This window comes from Rhodococcus sp. Eu-32 (assembly GCF_003336925.1).
Classification (GTDB): domain Bacteria; phylum Actinomycetota; class Actinomycetes; order Mycobacteriales; family Mycobacteriaceae; genus Rhodococcoides; species Rhodococcoides kyotonensis_B.
Genome location: NZ_QGNK01000012.1, coordinates 16,708 through 32,313, shown reverse-complemented (window position 1 = coordinate 32,313; position 15,606 = coordinate 16,708). Strand labels below are relative to the sequence as shown.

General features: G+C 65.5%; 15 protein-coding genes. 3 read left to right on the top strand and 12 right to left on the bottom strand.

Annotated features, from left to right (window positions below; genetic code table 11):
• Position 1: 1 nt before the first annotated feature.
• The 12 genes from nuoK to DK926_RS15545 form a co-directional block, all read right to left on the bottom strand.
• The gene (gene nuoK, locus DK926_RS15600) at positions 2-301 is read right to left on the bottom strand and encodes an NADH-quinone oxidoreductase subunit NuoK (RefSeq protein ID WP_068428793.1); all 300 of its coding nucleotides are present in this window, start codon (positions 299-301) and stop codon (positions 2-4) included.
• Positions 298-1,029 (bottom strand): NADH-quinone oxidoreductase subunit J, encoded by a 732-nt coding sequence (locus tag DK926_RS15595; RefSeq protein ID WP_114331190.1) that lies wholly within the window; start codon positions 1,027-1,029, stop codon positions 298-300. Before DK926_RS15595 ends, nuoK begins: the two co-directional genes overlap by 4 nt.
• Positions 1,026-1,529, bottom strand: coding sequence for an NADH-quinone oxidoreductase subunit NuoI (gene nuoI / locus DK926_RS15590; RefSeq protein WP_068428799.1), 504 nt, complete (start codon positions 1,527-1,529; stop codon positions 1,026-1,028). Before nuoI ends, DK926_RS15595 begins: the two co-directional genes overlap by 4 nt.
• Positions 1,522-2,769, bottom strand: coding sequence for an NADH-quinone oxidoreductase subunit NuoH (gene nuoH / locus DK926_RS15585; RefSeq protein WP_347812642.1), 1,248 nt, complete (start codon positions 2,767-2,769; stop codon positions 1,522-1,524). The genes nuoI and nuoH overlap by 8 nt, the downstream gene beginning before the upstream one ends.
• Entirely contained in the window at positions 2,770-5,151 is a 2,382-nt protein-coding gene (locus tag DK926_RS15580) for an NADH-quinone oxidoreductase subunit G (RefSeq protein WP_114331189.1), read from the bottom strand.
• Entirely contained in the window at positions 5,148-6,446 is a 1,299-nt protein-coding gene (nuoF, locus tag DK926_RS15575) for an NADH-quinone oxidoreductase subunit NuoF (RefSeq protein WP_114331188.1), read from the bottom strand. Before nuoF ends, DK926_RS15580 begins: the two co-directional genes overlap by 4 nt.
• Position 6,447: 1 nt before the next feature.
• Entirely contained in the window at positions 6,448-7,275 is an 828-nt protein-coding gene (gene nuoE, locus DK926_RS15570) for an NADH-quinone oxidoreductase subunit NuoE (protein WP_114331187.1), read from the bottom strand.
• Positions 7,272-8,588 carry an NADH dehydrogenase (quinone) subunit D gene (gene nuoD, locus DK926_RS15565; RefSeq protein ID WP_114331186.1) on the bottom strand — a complete coding sequence of 439 codons (1,317 nt, stop codon included), beginning with the start codon at positions 8,586-8,588 and terminating at the stop codon, positions 7,272-7,274. The genes nuoE and nuoD overlap by 4 nt, the downstream gene beginning before the upstream one ends.
• Positions 8,588-9,220 carry an NADH-quinone oxidoreductase subunit C gene (locus DK926_RS15560; protein ID WP_243636850.1) on the bottom strand — a complete coding sequence of 211 codons (633 nt, stop codon included), beginning with the start codon at positions 9,218-9,220 and terminating at the stop codon, positions 8,588-8,590. Before DK926_RS15560 ends, nuoD begins: the two co-directional genes overlap by 1 nt.
• A 17-nt stretch (positions 9,221-9,237) precedes the next feature.
• Complete coding sequence (locus tag DK926_RS15555; RefSeq protein ID WP_068428817.1) at positions 9,238-9,792, bottom strand: NADH-quinone oxidoreductase subunit B; 555 nt, start codon at positions 9,790-9,792, stop codon at positions 9,238-9,240.
• A gap of 40 nt (positions 9,793-9,832) precedes the next feature.
• On the bottom strand, positions 9,833-10,192 hold the full coding sequence (locus tag DK926_RS15550; protein ID WP_068428819.1) for an NADH-quinone oxidoreductase subunit A: 360 nt from the start codon (positions 10,190-10,192) through the stop codon (positions 9,833-9,835).
• Positions 10,193-10,415: 223 nt separating this feature from the next.
• Positions 10,416-10,799 (bottom strand): hypothetical protein, encoded by a 384-nt coding sequence (locus tag DK926_RS15545; RefSeq protein ID WP_068429191.1) that lies wholly within the window; start codon positions 10,797-10,799, stop codon positions 10,416-10,418.
• A gap of 192 nt (positions 10,800-10,991) precedes the next feature.
• Here DK926_RS15545 and DK926_RS15540 point away from each other — a divergent pair, with 192 nt between their 5' ends.
• The 3 genes from DK926_RS15540 to DK926_RS15530 all read left to right on the top strand — a co-directional run bounded on the left by DK926_RS15540 (position 10,992) and on the right by DK926_RS15530 (position 15,574).
• The gene (locus tag DK926_RS15540) at positions 10,992-11,267 is read left to right on the top strand and encodes a hypothetical protein (protein WP_243636843.1); all 276 of its coding nucleotides are present in this window, start codon (positions 10,992-10,994) and stop codon (positions 11,265-11,267) included.
• 70 nt (positions 11,268-11,337) lie between these two features.
• A complete protein-coding gene (locus DK926_RS15535; RefSeq protein WP_114331184.1) occupies positions 11,338-12,846 on the top strand; it encodes an aldehyde dehydrogenase family protein in 1,509 nt (502 codons plus the stop codon).
• Between the two features lie 49 nt (positions 12,847-12,895).
• Positions 12,896-15,574 carry a glucosidase gene (locus DK926_RS15530; RefSeq protein WP_114331183.1) on the top strand — a complete coding sequence of 893 codons (2,679 nt, stop codon included), beginning with the start codon at positions 12,896-12,898 and terminating at the stop codon, positions 15,572-15,574.
• Positions 15,575-15,606: the final 32 nt, after the last annotated feature.

Sequence of the window (15,606 nt, the reverse complement as noted above, 5' to 3'; positions counted from 1 at the left end):
GTCAGTTCTTCAGCAGTCGGGCGTCGTCGACCGAGGCCGTCCGTCGGGTGCGGAAGATCGTCATGATGATGGCGAGGCCGACGACCACCTCGGCTGCGGCGACGACCATCGTGAAGAACGCGAACACCTGGCCCTCCAAGTTCCCGTGCATGCGAGCGAACGTGACGAACGCGAGATTCGCTGCGTTGAGCATCAACTCGACGCACATGAACACGACGATCGCGTTGCGGCGCAGCAGCACCCCTGCAGCGCCGATCGTGAACAGCAACACCGACAGATACAGGTAGTTCTCGGGATTCACGATGCGCCCCCGTCCGGATTGCCTCGGTGCCCTCGGTGCATCGGATTGACCGACAGTTCCGACGGGGACCCGTCGGGCAGCCGCGCGGGCCAGTCGACGGCGTTGTGCCGGGCGTAGACGCCGGGGCTCGGCATCGGAGTCACGTGCGAGCCGTCCTTGAAGCGTTGCTCGGACAGTGCGCGCTGACCCTTGCGTTCCTCGAAGTGCTCGCGATGCGCCAACACCATCGCACCGATCGTCGCGATGATCAGCAACGCGCCCGTCAGTTCGAACGCCCACAGGTAGCGGATGAAGATGAGTTCCGCGAGGCCCTCGACGTTACCGCCTGCGTTGGCGGCATCCATGCCGACGAAGTCCGGACGTCCGGACTCCACCGACGCATTGCCGATGGCCCCGATCACGACGAGTCCGAAGCCGATTCCCGCGGCGACGGCGGCAGGACGTTGCCCCTTCATCGTCTCGGTCAGCGAATCGGCCGAATCGACGCCGACGAGCATCAGCACGAACAGGAACAGCATCATCACGGCGCCGGTGTAGACGACGACCTGCACGACACCGAGGAAGATTGCGCCCTGCGCGATGTAGAACACCGCCAGGATGATCATCGTGACGGCGAGGAAAAGCGCGGAGTAGACGGCTTTCGTCGCGCAGACCATCGCCACCGCGCCCAGAACCGCGAGACCGCCGAGGAGCCAGAATTGCACGGCCTCGGCGGTGGACGTGGTCACCGGACTTCTCCCCGGTAGTAGTCGGCCTCGGTCGCGCCGTCGGCCATCGGGTGTGGTGCCGGTTCCACGCCTGGCTCGACGGGCGCCAGCAGACGATCCTTCTCGTAGATCAGGTCGGCGCGATTGTCGTCGACGAGTTCGTAGTCGTTCGTCATCGTCAGCGCCCGGGTGGGACAGGCCTCGATGCACAGCCCGCATCCGATGCAGCGTAGATAGTTGATCTGGTAGACCACGCCGTACCGTTCACCGGGCGAATAGCGCTCCTCGTCGGTGTTGTCCGCACCCTCGACGTAGATCGCGTCGGCCGGGCACGCCCATGCGCACAGCTCGCAGCCGATGCACTTCTCCAGGCCGTCGGCGTACCGGTTCAGCCGGTGGCGTCCGTGGTAGCGCGCCGCGGTCGGCGCCTTCTGTTCGGGATAGAACTCGGTGACGGGTTTGGTGAACATCGTCCGGAACGTCACGCCGAATCCTGCGACGGGGCCGAGAAAATCAGGCATCGCTGCGCTCCTTCTCTGGGGTCGGCACCGTCTGCCCCGGCAGGGGTGGGACGGGGAAGCCGCCGGCCATCGGGTCGAACGGGGGGAGTTCACCGGTCGGAGGCGCCGGTTCCGGCTCACGACCGCGCCTGCGCCACAAGGCGTAGGCCACGGCCACAGCGACGATCGCGCTGGCGACGACGAGGGCGACAGCGGACGAACCGTAGCCCTCGACGCGGAAGGCGCGGACGGTCGCAACGAGAACGATCCACACGAGGGACACCGGAATCAGCACTTTCCAGCCCAGACTCATGAACTGGTCGTAGCGCAGGCGAGGGAGCGTCGCCCGCAGCCAGACGAACACGAACAGGAACGCCCAGACCTTCAGCGTGAACCACAGCACCGGCCACCACCCGGAATCGGCGCCGTCCCACAGGTCGATCGGGAACGGTGCGTGCCACCCACCGAGGAACAGCGTCGTGGCGAGCGCCGAGACGGTCACCATGTTGACGTACTCGGCGAGCATGAACAGCGCGAAATTGAGCGACGAGTATTCGGTGTGGAAGCCTCCGACGAGTTCGCCTTCGGCCTCGGGGAGGTCGAACGGCGCGCGATTGGTCTCACCGACCATCGACGTCAGATAGATGACGAACGACGGGAAGAGCAGGAAGATGTACCAGGTGTTCGATTGCGCCGCAACGATTCCCGACGTCGACATCGTCCCGGCGTGGAGGAACACCGCGACGAAGGACAATCCCATCGCGATTTCGTACGAGATCACCTGCGCCGTCGATCGCAGTCCGCCGAGCAGGGGATAGGTCGAACCGGATGCCCATCCCGCCAATACGATTCCGTACACGCCGACGGACGTGACAGCCAGGATGTACAGCACACCGACCGAGAAGTCGGTCAGTTGCAACGGAGTTCGGTGACCGAAGACGGACACCACGGGTCCGAACGGAATGACCGCGAACGCCATGAACGCCGGCACGATCGCGATGACCGGGGCCAGCAGGTAGACCGGTCTGTCGATTCCTTTCGGAACGATGCCTTCTTTCAGTGCCAATTTCACGCCGTCGGCGAGGCTCTGCAGCATGCCGCCAGGTCCGACGCGGTTCGGTCCGACCCGACTCTGCATGCGCGCCATCACTTTTCGCTCGGCGAGGATCGCGATCAGCGGGGTCAAGATCAAGAACACGAAGATTGCGACAGCCTTGGCGACGACGAGCCACCAGGGGTCGACGCCGAATCCTTCGATCACTTAGGTCACCTCACTTGCGGCGTGGATCCGCACCACTGCACCGTTACCGACGGCCAACGCCGCATTGACTTCGCTGCCCGGCGATCGACGCGGCAGCCACACCACGCGATGGGGGAGGTCGCTGATCGCGAGCGGCAGCGTGATCGCTCCGCGCTCGGACGTCACCGTCACCCACTCGCCGTTCGATGCTCCGATCTCGTGAGCCGTGCCCGCGGACAGGCGGACGACCGGCGTCCTGGCCGTGCCGGCGAGATGCGGCTCGCCGTCCTGCATCCGGCCTGAGTCGAGCAGCATGCGCCACGTCGACAGCACTGCCTCGCCGGGACCGGGCGTCGGCGCTCGGTGCGGTGGGTAGGTCGGCGACGCGTGGCGCGTGCCCGACCATGCCGGAAGAGCCGCGATCTCGGCGCGAGAGGATGCGACGTCGGGCAGGCCGATCGGAGCACCCATCTCGGCGGCCAACGCGTGCAGCACGCGGCCGTCCGGGACGGCACGCGTGCCGGTGACCGCGACGTCGAACGGACGGGGACGCCCTTCCCAATCGAGGAAGGTACCCGCCTTCTCGCTCACGGGCGCCACCGGGAAGACGACGTCGGCGCGTTCGGTGACGCGGCTGCGCCGAAGCTCGAGACTCACGACGAACGGCGTCGCGTCGATGGCCGCGGCCGCCGACGACGGATCCGGAAGGTCGGCCAGTTCGACGCCACCCACCACGAGCGCTCCCAGCGATCCCGACGCGGCCGCGTCGAGCATCCCGGTCGTGTCGAGACCGACCGAGGTGGGTAGGTGCGGGACCGACCAGGCCGCGGCGAGACCAGCGGACGCTCGTTCGTCGGTGACGGGTATGCCGCCTGGAAGTACGAGGGGAAGCGCCCCGGCGTCGAGTGCGCCCCGGTCACCCGCACGCCGCGGCACCCAGGCGATCGTGGCACCTGTCGCGCGAGCGAAACGGACCACGGCCGAGAGCGCCCCGGGGGATTCGGCGAGTCGTTCGCCGACCATGACGACGGTTCCCGGAGCCGCGGTCATCTCCGATTCCTGCGATGTCGCCAGACCGTCGAGCACCTCCGCCTCGCCGGACGGCACGCACCGGATCAACCGCGCTCCCAGTTTGACGACGCCTGCAGAGGCGAACGGCGCGATGGCACACACGTTCAGGCCCGACGCGCGGACGGCCTTGCGGAGTCGGAGGAACACCATCGGCGACTCCTCCTCCGGTTCGAATCCGACGAGCAGGACTTCCGGTGCTTGCTCGAGGCGCCTGTACGTGACGTCCGTCGACCGTGCCGCGACGTGGGACGCGAGGAACTCCGTCTCCTCACGGCTGTGCGGGCGGGCGCGGAAGTCGATGTTGTTGGTACCGAGAGCGACACGAGCGAATTTCGAATACGCGTAGGCGTCCTCGACGGTGGATCTGCCTCCGACGAGCACTCCGACGTCGCTGCCTGCGGACGCGAGACCACCGGCGGCGGCTGCGAGTGCCTCGGACCACGACGCCGGGACGAGTTCTCCGCCGCGACGGATCAACGGGGTGGTCAGTCGATCGGGCTCGGTGGCATAGGTGAACGCCCACCGACCCTTGTCGCAGTTCCACTCCTCGTTGACCTCGGGATCGTCACCGGCCAAGCGTCGCAACACTTTTCCGCGGCGATGGTCGGTGCGCTGCGCGCATCCGCCGGCGCAGTGCTCGCATGTGCTGGGGGAGGACACGAGGTCGTACGGGCGGGCGCGGAAGCGGTAGGCAGCACCGGTCAACGCGCCCACCGGGCAGATCTGCACCGTGTTGCCGGAGAAGTACGACTCGAACTCCTCACCCTCGTTGATGCCGACCTGTTGCAGCGCACCACGTTCGAGAAGATCGATGAACGGGTCTCCGGCGATCTGCTCCGAGAAGCGGGTGCATCGTGCACACAGCACGCACCGTTCGCGATCGAGCAGAACCTCGGACGACAGCGGAATCGGTTTGGGGTACGTGCGTTTGACGTCGACGAATCGCGACTCGGAGCGCCCCGACGACATCGCTTGGTTCTGCAGCGGGCATTCGCCACCCTTGTCACAGATGGGGCAGTCGAGCGGATGATTGATCAGCAGCAGCTCCATGACGCCCTTCTGCGCCTTCTCGGCGACGGGCGAGCTGAACTGGGTGTGGACCACCATTCCGTCCGTCACGGTCGTGGTACACGACGCAAGTGGCTTGCGTTGTCCCTCCACCTCGACGAGACACTGGCGGCACGCGCCGACCGGGTCGAGAAGTGGATGATCGCAGAACCTCGGAATCTGAATGCCGGTCATCTCGGCGGCACGGATGACGAGAGTGCCTGCGGGCACGTGCATTTCGATGCCGTCGATGGTGACGGTCACGGTTTCGGTCACGGCGGTCACGATGTCAACGCTCCTGCCATGACGGTGCTGCGGTGTGGGTCGAACGGACACGGTGCGCCGATGTGTTCGACGTACTCGTCTCGAAAGTGCTTCAGTGAGGACGTGATCGGACTGACCGCGCCGTCGCCGAGCGCACAGAACGATCGGCCGAGGATGTTGTCGGAGATGTCGAGCAACGTGTCCAGATCCTCGGCCGTCCCGAGGCCCGTTTCGAGCCGTGCGTAGATCTGCACGAGCCAATACGTGCCCTCGCGACACGGGGTGCATTTTCCACACGACTCGTGAGCGTAGAACTCGGTCCAGCGTCGTACTGCCCGCACCACGCACGTGGTGTCGTCGAAAATCTGTAACGCCTTGGTGCCCAGCATCGATCCTGCCGCGCCGACGCCCTCGTAGTCCAACGGGACGTCGAGGTGTTCCTCGGTGAGGATGGGCGTCGACGACCCTCCTGGCGTCCAGAACTTCAGACTGTGACCTGCCCGCACGCCTCCGGCGTATCCGAGCAGTTCTCGTAGTGTCACCCCGAGCGGTGCTTCGTACTGTCCTGGCCTGGTCACATGACCCGACAACGAATACAACGTGAACCCGGGAGACTTCTCCGAGCCCATCGATCGAAACCAGTCGACGCCGCTGCGCAGAATGGACGGGACGCTTGCGATCGACTCGACGTTGTTGACGACCGTCGGGCACGCGTACAGCCCGGCGACCGCGGGAAACGGCGGACGCAGGCGAGGTTGGCCGCGCCGACCCTCCAGCGACTCGATCTGCGCGGTCTCCTCGCCGCAGATGTAGGCGCCGGCACCGGCGTGAACGATCACGTCGAGGTCGAAGCCGCTTCCGAGAATGTTCTTGCCGAGATAGCCCGCGTCGTACGCCTCGGCGACGGCGGCGTGCAGGCGCCGGATCACCGGGACCACTTCGCCGCGAACGTAGATGTACGCCCGATGAGCACGAATGGCGTACGCGGCGATGACAATTCCTTCGAGCAAGACCTGCGGTGTCGCGAGCAGCAGGGGCATGTCCTTGCACGTACCGGGTTCGGATTCGTCGGCGTTGACCACCAGGTAGTGCGGCTTGTCGTCGCCCTGTGGGATAAAGCTCCACTTCATCCCCGTCGGGAAACCCGCGCCACCTCGACCGCGCAGGCCGGCGTCCTTCACCAGAGCGATGACGTCGTCCTCGGGCATCGCGAGTGCATTACGCAGGCCTCGGTAACCGTCGTGACGCTCGTACGTGTCGAGCGTCCACGATTCGGGATCGTCCCAGTAGCGGCTGAGCACCGGAGTCAATGGCACGTCAACGTCCTTTCTCCGGCGGTACCGATGCCGACGGCGCAGGTGCGGGCTTGTCCTTCGTCGTCTCGGCGGCGGCGGTGTCCTCGGAGCCGAGCGGTGCGGGTCCGCTGTCGGTCGCCTCGGGCGCAACGGGTGCGGTCATGCCCTCGTCGCGCGCGACGCGTAGGCCGGCCAGAGTGGGCGCCCCCGGTTGTCCGCCTGCCTGCACCGCGCCGAGCCGGTCGTCCGGGAAACCCGCGAGAATTCGTTCGGTCTCACGGAACGGAATCAGCGACGCGCCCCGCGTCGGTACCACCTCGCGGCCGGATCGAAGGTCGTCGACGACGGCACGCGCGGATTCGGGCGTCTGGTTGTCGAAGAATTCCCAGTTCACCATGACCACCGGCGCGTAGTCGCACGCGGCGTTGCACTCGATGTGCGTCACCGTGACCAGGGGATCGTCGTCGGGTACATGCTCGCGCAGCGCGTCGTGGATGGCGTCACCGCCCATGACGGCGCACAGCGTGTTGGTGCAGACCCCGACGAGATAGTCACCCGTGGGCTCGCGCCGGTACATCGAGTAGAAGGTCGACACCGCAGCGACCTCGGCGCCGGTGAGGCCGAGTCGGTGCGCGCAGAAGTCGATCCCGGTCGGGCTGACGTAGCCCTCCTCCGCCTGCACGAGGTGCAGAAGCGGCAGCAGTGCAGACCGCGCCATTCTCGAATCAGGTTGTTCGGGAGGAGAATACCGAGCGATGACGCGGTCGGCGTCCTTGTCGAGGCGTGCGCGGACGTCGTCGGGATACGGCGCAGGTGGGGTCGCGAGACGGACGAAGACAGGATCGCTCATCGGTCCACCCCGCCCATGACCGGGTCGATGCTGGCGACCGCGGCGATGACGTCGGCGACCATGCCGCCCTCGCACGTCGCCGCGACGGCCTGCAGGTTGGTGAACGACGGGTCCCGGTAGTGCACTCGGAACGGGCGTGTACCGCCGTCGCTGACCATGTGAACGCCGAGCTCGCCGCGCGGAGATTCGACGGCGACGTACACCTGACCTTCGGGCACCCGAAATCCCTCGGTCACCAGCTTGAAATGGTGGATCAGCGATTCCATCGACGTGTCCATGATGTCGCGTACGTGCCCCGGCGAGCTGCCCATCCCGTCCTTGCCGACGGACAGGTCGGCGGGCCACGCGATCTTCTTGTCCTCCACCATGATCGGGCCGGGACGCAGGCGATCCAGGCACTGCTCGACGATCCGCAGCGACTGCTTCATCTCGTCGATCCGAACGAGGTATCGGCCGTACGCGTCGCAGCCGGTGTCGGTGGGGACGTCGAACTCGTATGTGTCGTAGCCGCAATACGGCTCGGACTTACGCAGATCGTGGGGGAGACCGGTCGAGCGCAGCATCGGACCTGTGATGCCCAACGCCATGCAGCCCGTCAGGTCGAGGTAGCCGATTCCTTTCGTACGGGCCTTCCAGATCTTGTTCTCGTTCAGCAGATCCGACATGTCGCGCAACCGGATCGGTAGAGCCTTCGTCAGTTCACGTACCTTCTCGACGGCTCCTTCCGGAAGGTCCTGCGCCAGCCCTCCCGGCCGAACGTACGCATGATTCATGCGAAGACCGGTGACCATCTCGAAGACGTCGAGAATCAGCTCTCGTTCCCTGAACCCGAACAGCATCGCCGTGACGGCTCCGAGTTCCATGCCGCCGGTGGCCAGCGCCACGAGGTGCGAGGAGATGCGATTGAGCTCCATCAGCATCACTCGAACGACGGTGGCCCGCTCGGGAATGTCGTCGGTGATGTCGAGGAGTTGCTCGACGCCCAGGCAGTACGCCGTCTCGTTGAAGAACGGCGAGAGATAGTCCATGCGGGTGACGAACGTGACGCCCTGTGTCCAGGTACGGAATTCGAGGTTCTTCTCGATACCGGTGTGCAGGTAGCCGATTCCGCATCGCGCTTCGGTGACGGTTTCCGCCTCGATCTCGAGGATCAACCGGAGAACACCGTGCGTCGACGGATGCTGCGGTCCCATGTTGACGACGATGCGTTCCTCCGAGGCGGAGCCTGCGGATTCGGCCGCTGCCGCGACGATGTCGTCCCAGTCCTGCCCGGACACGGTGAAGGACTTGTCGTGTCGTGCGATGTCGGTCATCAGTTGTACCCCCGTCGCGTGTCGGGTGGCGGGATGCTGGCACCCTTGTACTCCACCGGAATTCCCCCGAGCGGATAGTCCTTGCGCTGCGGGTGGCCGACCCAGTCGTCGGGCATCTCGATGCGCGTCAACGACGGATGACCGTCGAACTGGATGCCGAAGAAGTCGTACGTTTCGCGCTCGTGCCAATCGTTGGTCGGGTAGACGCCCACGAGCGTCGGGATGTGCGGATCCGACTCCGGCACCGACACTTCGAGCCTGATGCGGCGGTTGTGCGTGATCGACAGCAACGGGTAGATCGCGTGCAACTCGCGGCCCGAGTTCTGCGGATAATGGACGCCACTCACTCCGAGGCACATCTCGAAGCGAAGTGCCGGCTCGTTGCGCACCATCGTCGCCACCGGCACGAGGTGCTCGCGTCGGACGTGCAGCGTCAACTGTCCGCGGAAGACCACGACTTTCTCGATGGCGTCGTCGAACGACAGCCCACGCTCGGGCAGGCGCTGCTCCAATTCGTCTGCAACGGAATCGAAGTAGCTGCCGTACGGTCGGGCGGAGCTGCCCACCACGTGCGTCGGCCGTACCAGTCTTCCGTATCCAGATGTGTCACCGGTACCGCGAACACCGAACATTCCTCGTCGATCGGCCGTCACCGCAGCAGTCCCTTCGACTCGATCGTGGGCTTCGACGCCAGCGCGGCGGCCTCGGCTGCGCGCGCGACGGTGTCGCGGTCGGCGCCCAACGGCATGTCCTGGATCTTCTCGTGCAGCATCAGGATCGCGTTCAACAGCATCTCGGGCCGCGGCGGGCATCCCGGCAGATAGATGTCGACGGGAACCACGTGATCGACGCCCTGGACGATGGCGTAGTTGTTGAACATTCCGCCCGACGACGCGCAGACACCCATGGCGAGAACCCATTTGGGCTCGGCCATCTGGTCGTAGATCTGGCGCAGCACCGGGGCCATCTTCTGACTGACGCGGCCCGCGACGATCATCAGATCCGCCTGCCGCGGTGAGGCGCGGAACGCCTCCATGCCGAATCTCGCGATGTCGAAGCGGCCGGAACTGGTCGCCATCATCTCGATCGCGCAACAGGCGAGACCGAACGTCGCGGGCCACAGCGATCCCTTTCGCACGTAGCCGGCGAGAGACTCGACAGTGCTCAGCAGGAAGCCGCTCGGCAGCTTCTCCTCGAGACCCATATGAGATCCTCCTGCTCGGTGCGTGGTGATCGGAAGGCGTTCAGTCCCAGCTCAGGCCGCCCCGTCGCCACTCGTATGCGTACGCCACCGCGGCGCTGACGATGAACATCCCCATGGCCAGGAGCCCGAACAGGCCCAGCGCGTCGAAATGAACCGCCCATGGGTACAGAAAGACGATCTCGATGTCGAAGATGATGAACAGCATGGCCGTCAGGTAGAACTTGACGGGGTAGCGACCGGCGCCCATCGGCTGCGCAGTCGGTTCGATGCCGCATTCGTAGGCGTCGAGCTTTGCCCGGTTGTAGCGCTTCGGTCCGACGACTGCTGCGACGACCACGGACACGGCCGCGAACACGACAGCAACTGCACCCAGGGCGAGAACGGGGATGTACTCGTTCATCTGCGTGTCACCTCTGTCGTCGTGCCTTGTGGGCAGTGCTGACGCTGTCGGCGAGAGTTACTCGACCGTTAGAAAATGTGAACTGAAACACAGCCTACCGGTGTCGCACCCCGAGTTGTCTCGATTTTCGGTGTGCGAGACAGGTGTGTCGGGCGAGAAAGTCGATCTTGTGTCCAGTGAGGTGCGCTCGAACCGGGAAACGTTTGCCGATAAAGGCTTTCGGTCAGTGGCTCAGTAGGCCGACGACCGTCTCGGTGAGCACGAAGGGATCGATCGGATGCGGAACCGCCGCTTCGGCTCCGGACCACTCCGCGAGCCATGCGTCGTCGGGACGACCCGTCAGAACGACGAGTGGGGGACAGTCGGTGAGCTCGTCCCTCAACTCCTTCGCGACGCCCATCCCGCCTGCGGGTGCCGCTTCGCCGTCGAGAATCGCGAGGTCTATGCCCCCGCGGTCGAGGTAGTGCACCACCATCGGCCGACTGGCGACCTCGATGTACTCCAACGCGGGCAGCGACGGGTTCGGGTGGGTTCCGATTGCCGTCGTCACGTCCGCGCGCGTGTTCGTGTTGCTGCTGTAGACGAGGATGCGCAACGGGGCGGTCACGAGTGGGATGCTACGTCCTCTTTTCCCGGTCGCGTCGCCGAATGACCACAGCGGTCGGTCGGTGAAACTCGGTGTGACGCGAGGGTGGACACGACGAGAACTGCACGCCGAAACCGGGATGCATCCGTTTCGTGTCACTTTCGTGATCGTTCCACTTGGCGGGCATCTGTAACGTCGGGTGCGGAGGGGTCGATGAACTTCTCGACTCCGGAGTGCGGCATCGGCAACCCCCGACTCGATACCGCCCCGGGGTCACCTGACCGACGAGGCGTCGAAGGAATGCGAATGCTCGATCTCGAGACCGGACAGTTCCCGCACGTCGACGGACCGGACGACGACGTGCTCACCGAATTCGGCATCAGCCGGGAGGGCTTCGTCACTCGGCTCCGCGAGATCCTGCTGCAGGATTCGCCGCCCGAGGGACTGCACGACGCCGACGTCGCGACCCTGCTCGCGGCCTGTTCCTGACTCCGTCGTCCACTACCGGACCGCCGGTGGCTTACCGTGAGTGCGATCGGCTCCCGGCGGAAGGCGCAACGTGGCACACGAGTTCGAGCATCTTCGACCCTCGCTGTTCATCGACGGAACGTGGTCGGGTGCGTCGGACGGCCGGACACGCGATGTCGTCGATCCTGCAACCGGTCGCGTTGTGGTCGCGGTCGACGAAGCCTCGCCGGACGACGCGCGTCGCGCCGTAGCGTCGGCACGCCGAACGTTCGACGACGGCGCCTGGGCCGCCGGATCCGCGTCGGAGAGAGCGCTGCTGTTGTCGAGGGTGGCCGATCTGCTGCAGCGGGACAGGGAACAGCTCGCCCGGATCGAGACGATCGACACCGGCAAGACCTTGGCCGAGAGTCGTATCGACATCGACGACGTCACGTCGGTCTTCCGTTACTACGCGGGCCTCGCGCGCGTCGACCCCGATCGGTCGGTCGACGTCGGGCGCACCGACGTCGTCTCGCGAGTGGTCCTCGAGCCGATCGGCGTATGCGTGATGATCGCGCCGTGGAACTACCCGCTCCTGCAGATCTCCTGGAAGGTCGCGCCCGCGCTCGCGGCGGGATGCACGATGGTGCTCAAACCCAGCGAGGTGACACCGCTCAGCACCATCGCGTTCGTCCGTCTGCTGCAGGAAGCGGGCGTGCCGGACGGTGTGGTCGCTCTGGTGCAGGGGAGCGGCGCCGACATCGGCGACGCACTGACGTCGAATCCCGACGTCGACTTCATCTCGTTCACCGGCGGACTCGCCACCGGTCGCGCGATCGCCGTCGCGGCTGCCGAGAACGTCACGAAAGTCGCTCTCGAGTTGGGCGGGAAGAACCCCCACATCGTGTTCGCCGATGCGGCGTCGGATCCCGAATCCTTCTCGACTTCGGTCGATCACGTGCTCACCGGTGCGTTCCTGCATTCCGGGCAAGTGTGTTCCGCGGGGACACGGCTGATAGTCGAGGACAGCATCGCCGACCGCGTCGTCGCATCGCTCGTCGAACGGGCAGGCCGGATCAAGGTCGGTCCTGGGCTGGATCCGACCAGTGAAACGGGCCCGCTCGTGTCCGAAGCGCATCGCACGAAGGTCGAGAACTACGTCGCCCTCGGAGTGCAGGAGGGGGCCGAACTCGTCGTCGGTGGGTCGCGGCCGGACGAGAAGGCGCTTGCCGACGGCAGTTACTTCCTGCCGACGATCTTCGACAGGTGCGACCGCACGATGCGCATCGTGCAGGAAGAGACGTTCGGACCGATTCTGACCGTCGAACGTTTCTCCACCGAGGACGAGGCGCTCCGACTCGGGAACGACACGAAGTACGGTCTCGCAGCGGGTGTTCGTACGGCGGATCCTGCCCGCGGCGAACGCCTCGTGCGAGGGCTGAGGCATGGAACGGTGTGGCTCAACGACTTCGGGGTCTACACTCCCGCGGCCGAGTGGGGTGGGTTCAAACGCTCGGGCACCGGTCGCGAACTGGGTCCGGCCGGTCTGGCGGAGTACCGGGAAGCGAAACACGTGTGGCACAACGTCTCACCAGCGGCGGCAAGGTGGTTCGGGGCCTGAGCGATCGGGTCGGCGTGCGATCGAGACGTCGAGATAGCACACTGGACGCGTGACAGACGCCGCTGACTCTCCTGCCGCACCGCCCTCCGTCGAGCATGCACGTCTCGCAGAATCCCCCGGGGTGAGCGGGCCGTGGCGCCAGTGGGGTCCGTACCTCGCCGGACGTCAATGGGGCACTGTCCGAGAGGACTATTCGGCCGATGGCGACGCGTGGCAGTCGTTTCCGTTCGACCAATCGCACCTTCGGGCGTATCGATGGGGCGAGGACGGGCTCGGCGGGATCAGCGATCGCTTCGGATTCCTCAACTTCGCGTTCGCGCTGTGGAATCGCAAGGACCCCATTCTGAAGGAGCGCCTGTTCGGTCTGACCAACGGCGAGGGCAACCACGGGGAGGACGCCAAGGAGTACTGGTGGGTCGTCGACGGCACCCCGACGCACAGTTGGATGCAGTGGCTCTACCGCTACCCGCAGGCCGAGTACCCGTACCAGCAGTTGCGTGAGGAGAACGCGAGCCGCGGACGGGACGATCGCGAATACGAGCTGTCCGACACCGGAATTCTCGACGAGAACCGATTCTTCGACGTGCAGGTGACGTACGCGAAGGCGTCGCCCGACGACATCTGCATCGTCATCTCGGTGACCAACCACGGACCGGATGCGGCGTCGGTCGACCTGCTGCCGCACCTCTGGTTCCGAAACACGTGGGCGTGGGGACGCGACGAGCGCCGCGGCACGCTCGACGAGGTCGATCCGTCGCATCTGCAGTCCGGGGCCGTACGAGCAGTAGAGGCGCAGCACGGATTTCTCGGCCGCTACTACCTCGCTGCCGAGGGTCGACCTCGGGTTCTGTTCTGCGACAACGACACCAATGCGGCCGCCTTGTGGGGGCAGGAGAACCGAAGCGCTTACAGCAAGGACGGAATCGGCCGACGCGTCGTCGACGGGGACGAGAGCGCGGTCGATCCCGCGCAGACCGGGACGAAATCGGCGTTCTGGTACAGCCTCGACGACGTCGCACCCGGAGAGACCCGTGAGGTCAAGTTACGCTTGTCGACCGCCGCCCCGGACGAGCAGACGTTCGGCCGCGGGTTCGACGCCGTCGTCGCCGACCGGCGCGCCGAGGCGGACGAGTTCTATCGCGCCGTCATCGGGCCCGACCTCTCCGACGACGACCGCCACGTGGCGCGTCGCGCGTACGCCGGTCTGCTCTGGACGAAGCAGTTGTATCGGTACGACGTCGAGCAATGGATCGAGGGAGACAAGGTCGGCGAGCCCTCTCCCGAGGCACGCCGCGGCACCGGCGCGCGTAACTCGCGCTGGCAGCATCTTGCCCTGGCGGACGTGATCTCGATGCCAGACGAGTGGGAGTACCCGTGGTTCGCCGCGTGGGACTTGGCTTTTCACACCATTCCGCTCGCGCACGTCGATCCGGATTTCGCGAAGGAACAGCTCGTACTCATGTGCCGCGAATGGTCGATGCATCCCAACGGCCAACTGCCGGCGTACGAATGGGAATTCGGCGACGTCAACCCGCCCGTACACGCATGGGCGGCATGGCATGTCTACCGTATCGACGGCTACCGCGATCGCGAGTTTCTCGTACGGGTCTTCACGAAGTTGCTGCTCAACTTCGCGTGGTGGGTCAATCGCAAGGACTCGGAGGGGTCGAACATCTTCGAGGGCGGGTTCCTCGGAATGGACAACATCGGTCTGTTCAACAGGTCCGCGCCGTTGCCTCCCGGGTTCCGGCTCGAGCAGTCCGACGCGACGAGTTGGATGGCGTTCTACTGCCAGCAGATGTTCAAGATCGCGCTCGAACTGGCACGACACGACCGCGCGTGGGACGACGCCGCCACCAAGTTCTTCGCGCACTTCCTGTCGATTGCCCGTGCGGTCAAATCGTTCGGCTCACAACATATTTCGCTGTGGCACGACGAGGACGGCTTCTTCTACGACGTTCTCGTACCGCCCGAGGGCGATGCGACGCCGATGCGTGTGCGATCGATGGTCGGTCTGCTGCCGATCCTCGGCGCCACGGAGATTCCGTCGTGGGTCGAGAAGGAATGTCCTGATCTGACCGCTCGATTGCGGTGGGTTCAGCAGCGCAGGCCGGAGATGGTGAGCCCTTTGCTCGCTCGCAAGGACGGGGACGAGGTACGTGTGCTGTTGTCCCTCGTCGAACCCGAACGTCTGAAGCGTGTGCTGTCCCGCATGTTCGATTCCGAAGAATTTCTGTCGCAGTACGGCATTCGATCGTTGTCGGCGTCCTACCGTGACGCCGTCACCTACGAGATCGACGGACGGCACGTGTCGATCGAATACGAGCCCGGCGAGTCCAGAACCGGAATGTTCGGCGGCAACTCGAACTGGCGAGGGCCCATCTGGTTCCCGGTCAACGTGCTGCTCGCGGACAAGCTGCGCGCCTACGGCCGGCACTACGGCGACTCGTTCACGATCGAAATTCCCACCGGCTCCGGCAATCACCGCACCCTGACCGAGGCTGCCGACCTGATCGACGACGGCCTCGCGTCGTTGTTCCGCCCCGTCGACGGCAAACGACCGGCCGACGGTGACCGAATCGAATCGACCGACGATCCGCTGTGGAGCGTGCACCCGACGTTCAACGAGTACTTCGACGGCGACACCGGTGAGGGGCTCGGGGCGTCGCACCAGACCGGGTGGACGGGACTCGTCGCGCATCTGTTGAGGCCGCGTCTGCCGCTGTAGGCGACGTCGTCGCACGTGAGCGCGAATGTATA

Bases quoted from the DNA above. Each gene is read 5' to 3' on its own strand.
- nuoI (WP_068428799.1), bottom strand. From the start codon at position 1,529: ATGCCTGATTTTCTCGGCCCCGTCGCAGGATTCGGCGTGACGTTCCGG.
- DK926_RS15540 (WP_243636843.1), top strand. From the start codon at position 10,992: ATGAACTTCTCGACTCCGGAGTGCGGCATCGGCAACCCCCGACTCGAT.
- nuoD (WP_114331186.1), bottom strand. From the start codon at position 8,588: ATGACCGACATCGCACGACACGACAAGTCCTTCACCGTGTCCGGGCAG.
- DK926_RS15550 (WP_068428819.1), bottom strand. From the start codon at position 10,192: ATGAACGAGTACATCCCCGTTCTCGCCCTGGGTGCAGTTGCTGTCGTG.
- DK926_RS15560 (WP_243636850.1), bottom strand. From the start codon at position 9,220: ATGTTCGGTGTTCGCGGTACCGGTGACACATCTGGATACGGAAGACTG.
- DK926_RS15555 (WP_068428817.1), bottom strand. From the start codon at position 9,792: ATGGGTCTCGAGGAGAAGCTGCCGAGCGGCTTCCTGCTGAGCACTGTC.
- nuoE (WP_114331187.1), bottom strand. From the start codon at position 7,275: ATGAGCGATCCTGTCTTCGTCCGTCTCGCGACCCCACCTGCGCCGTAT.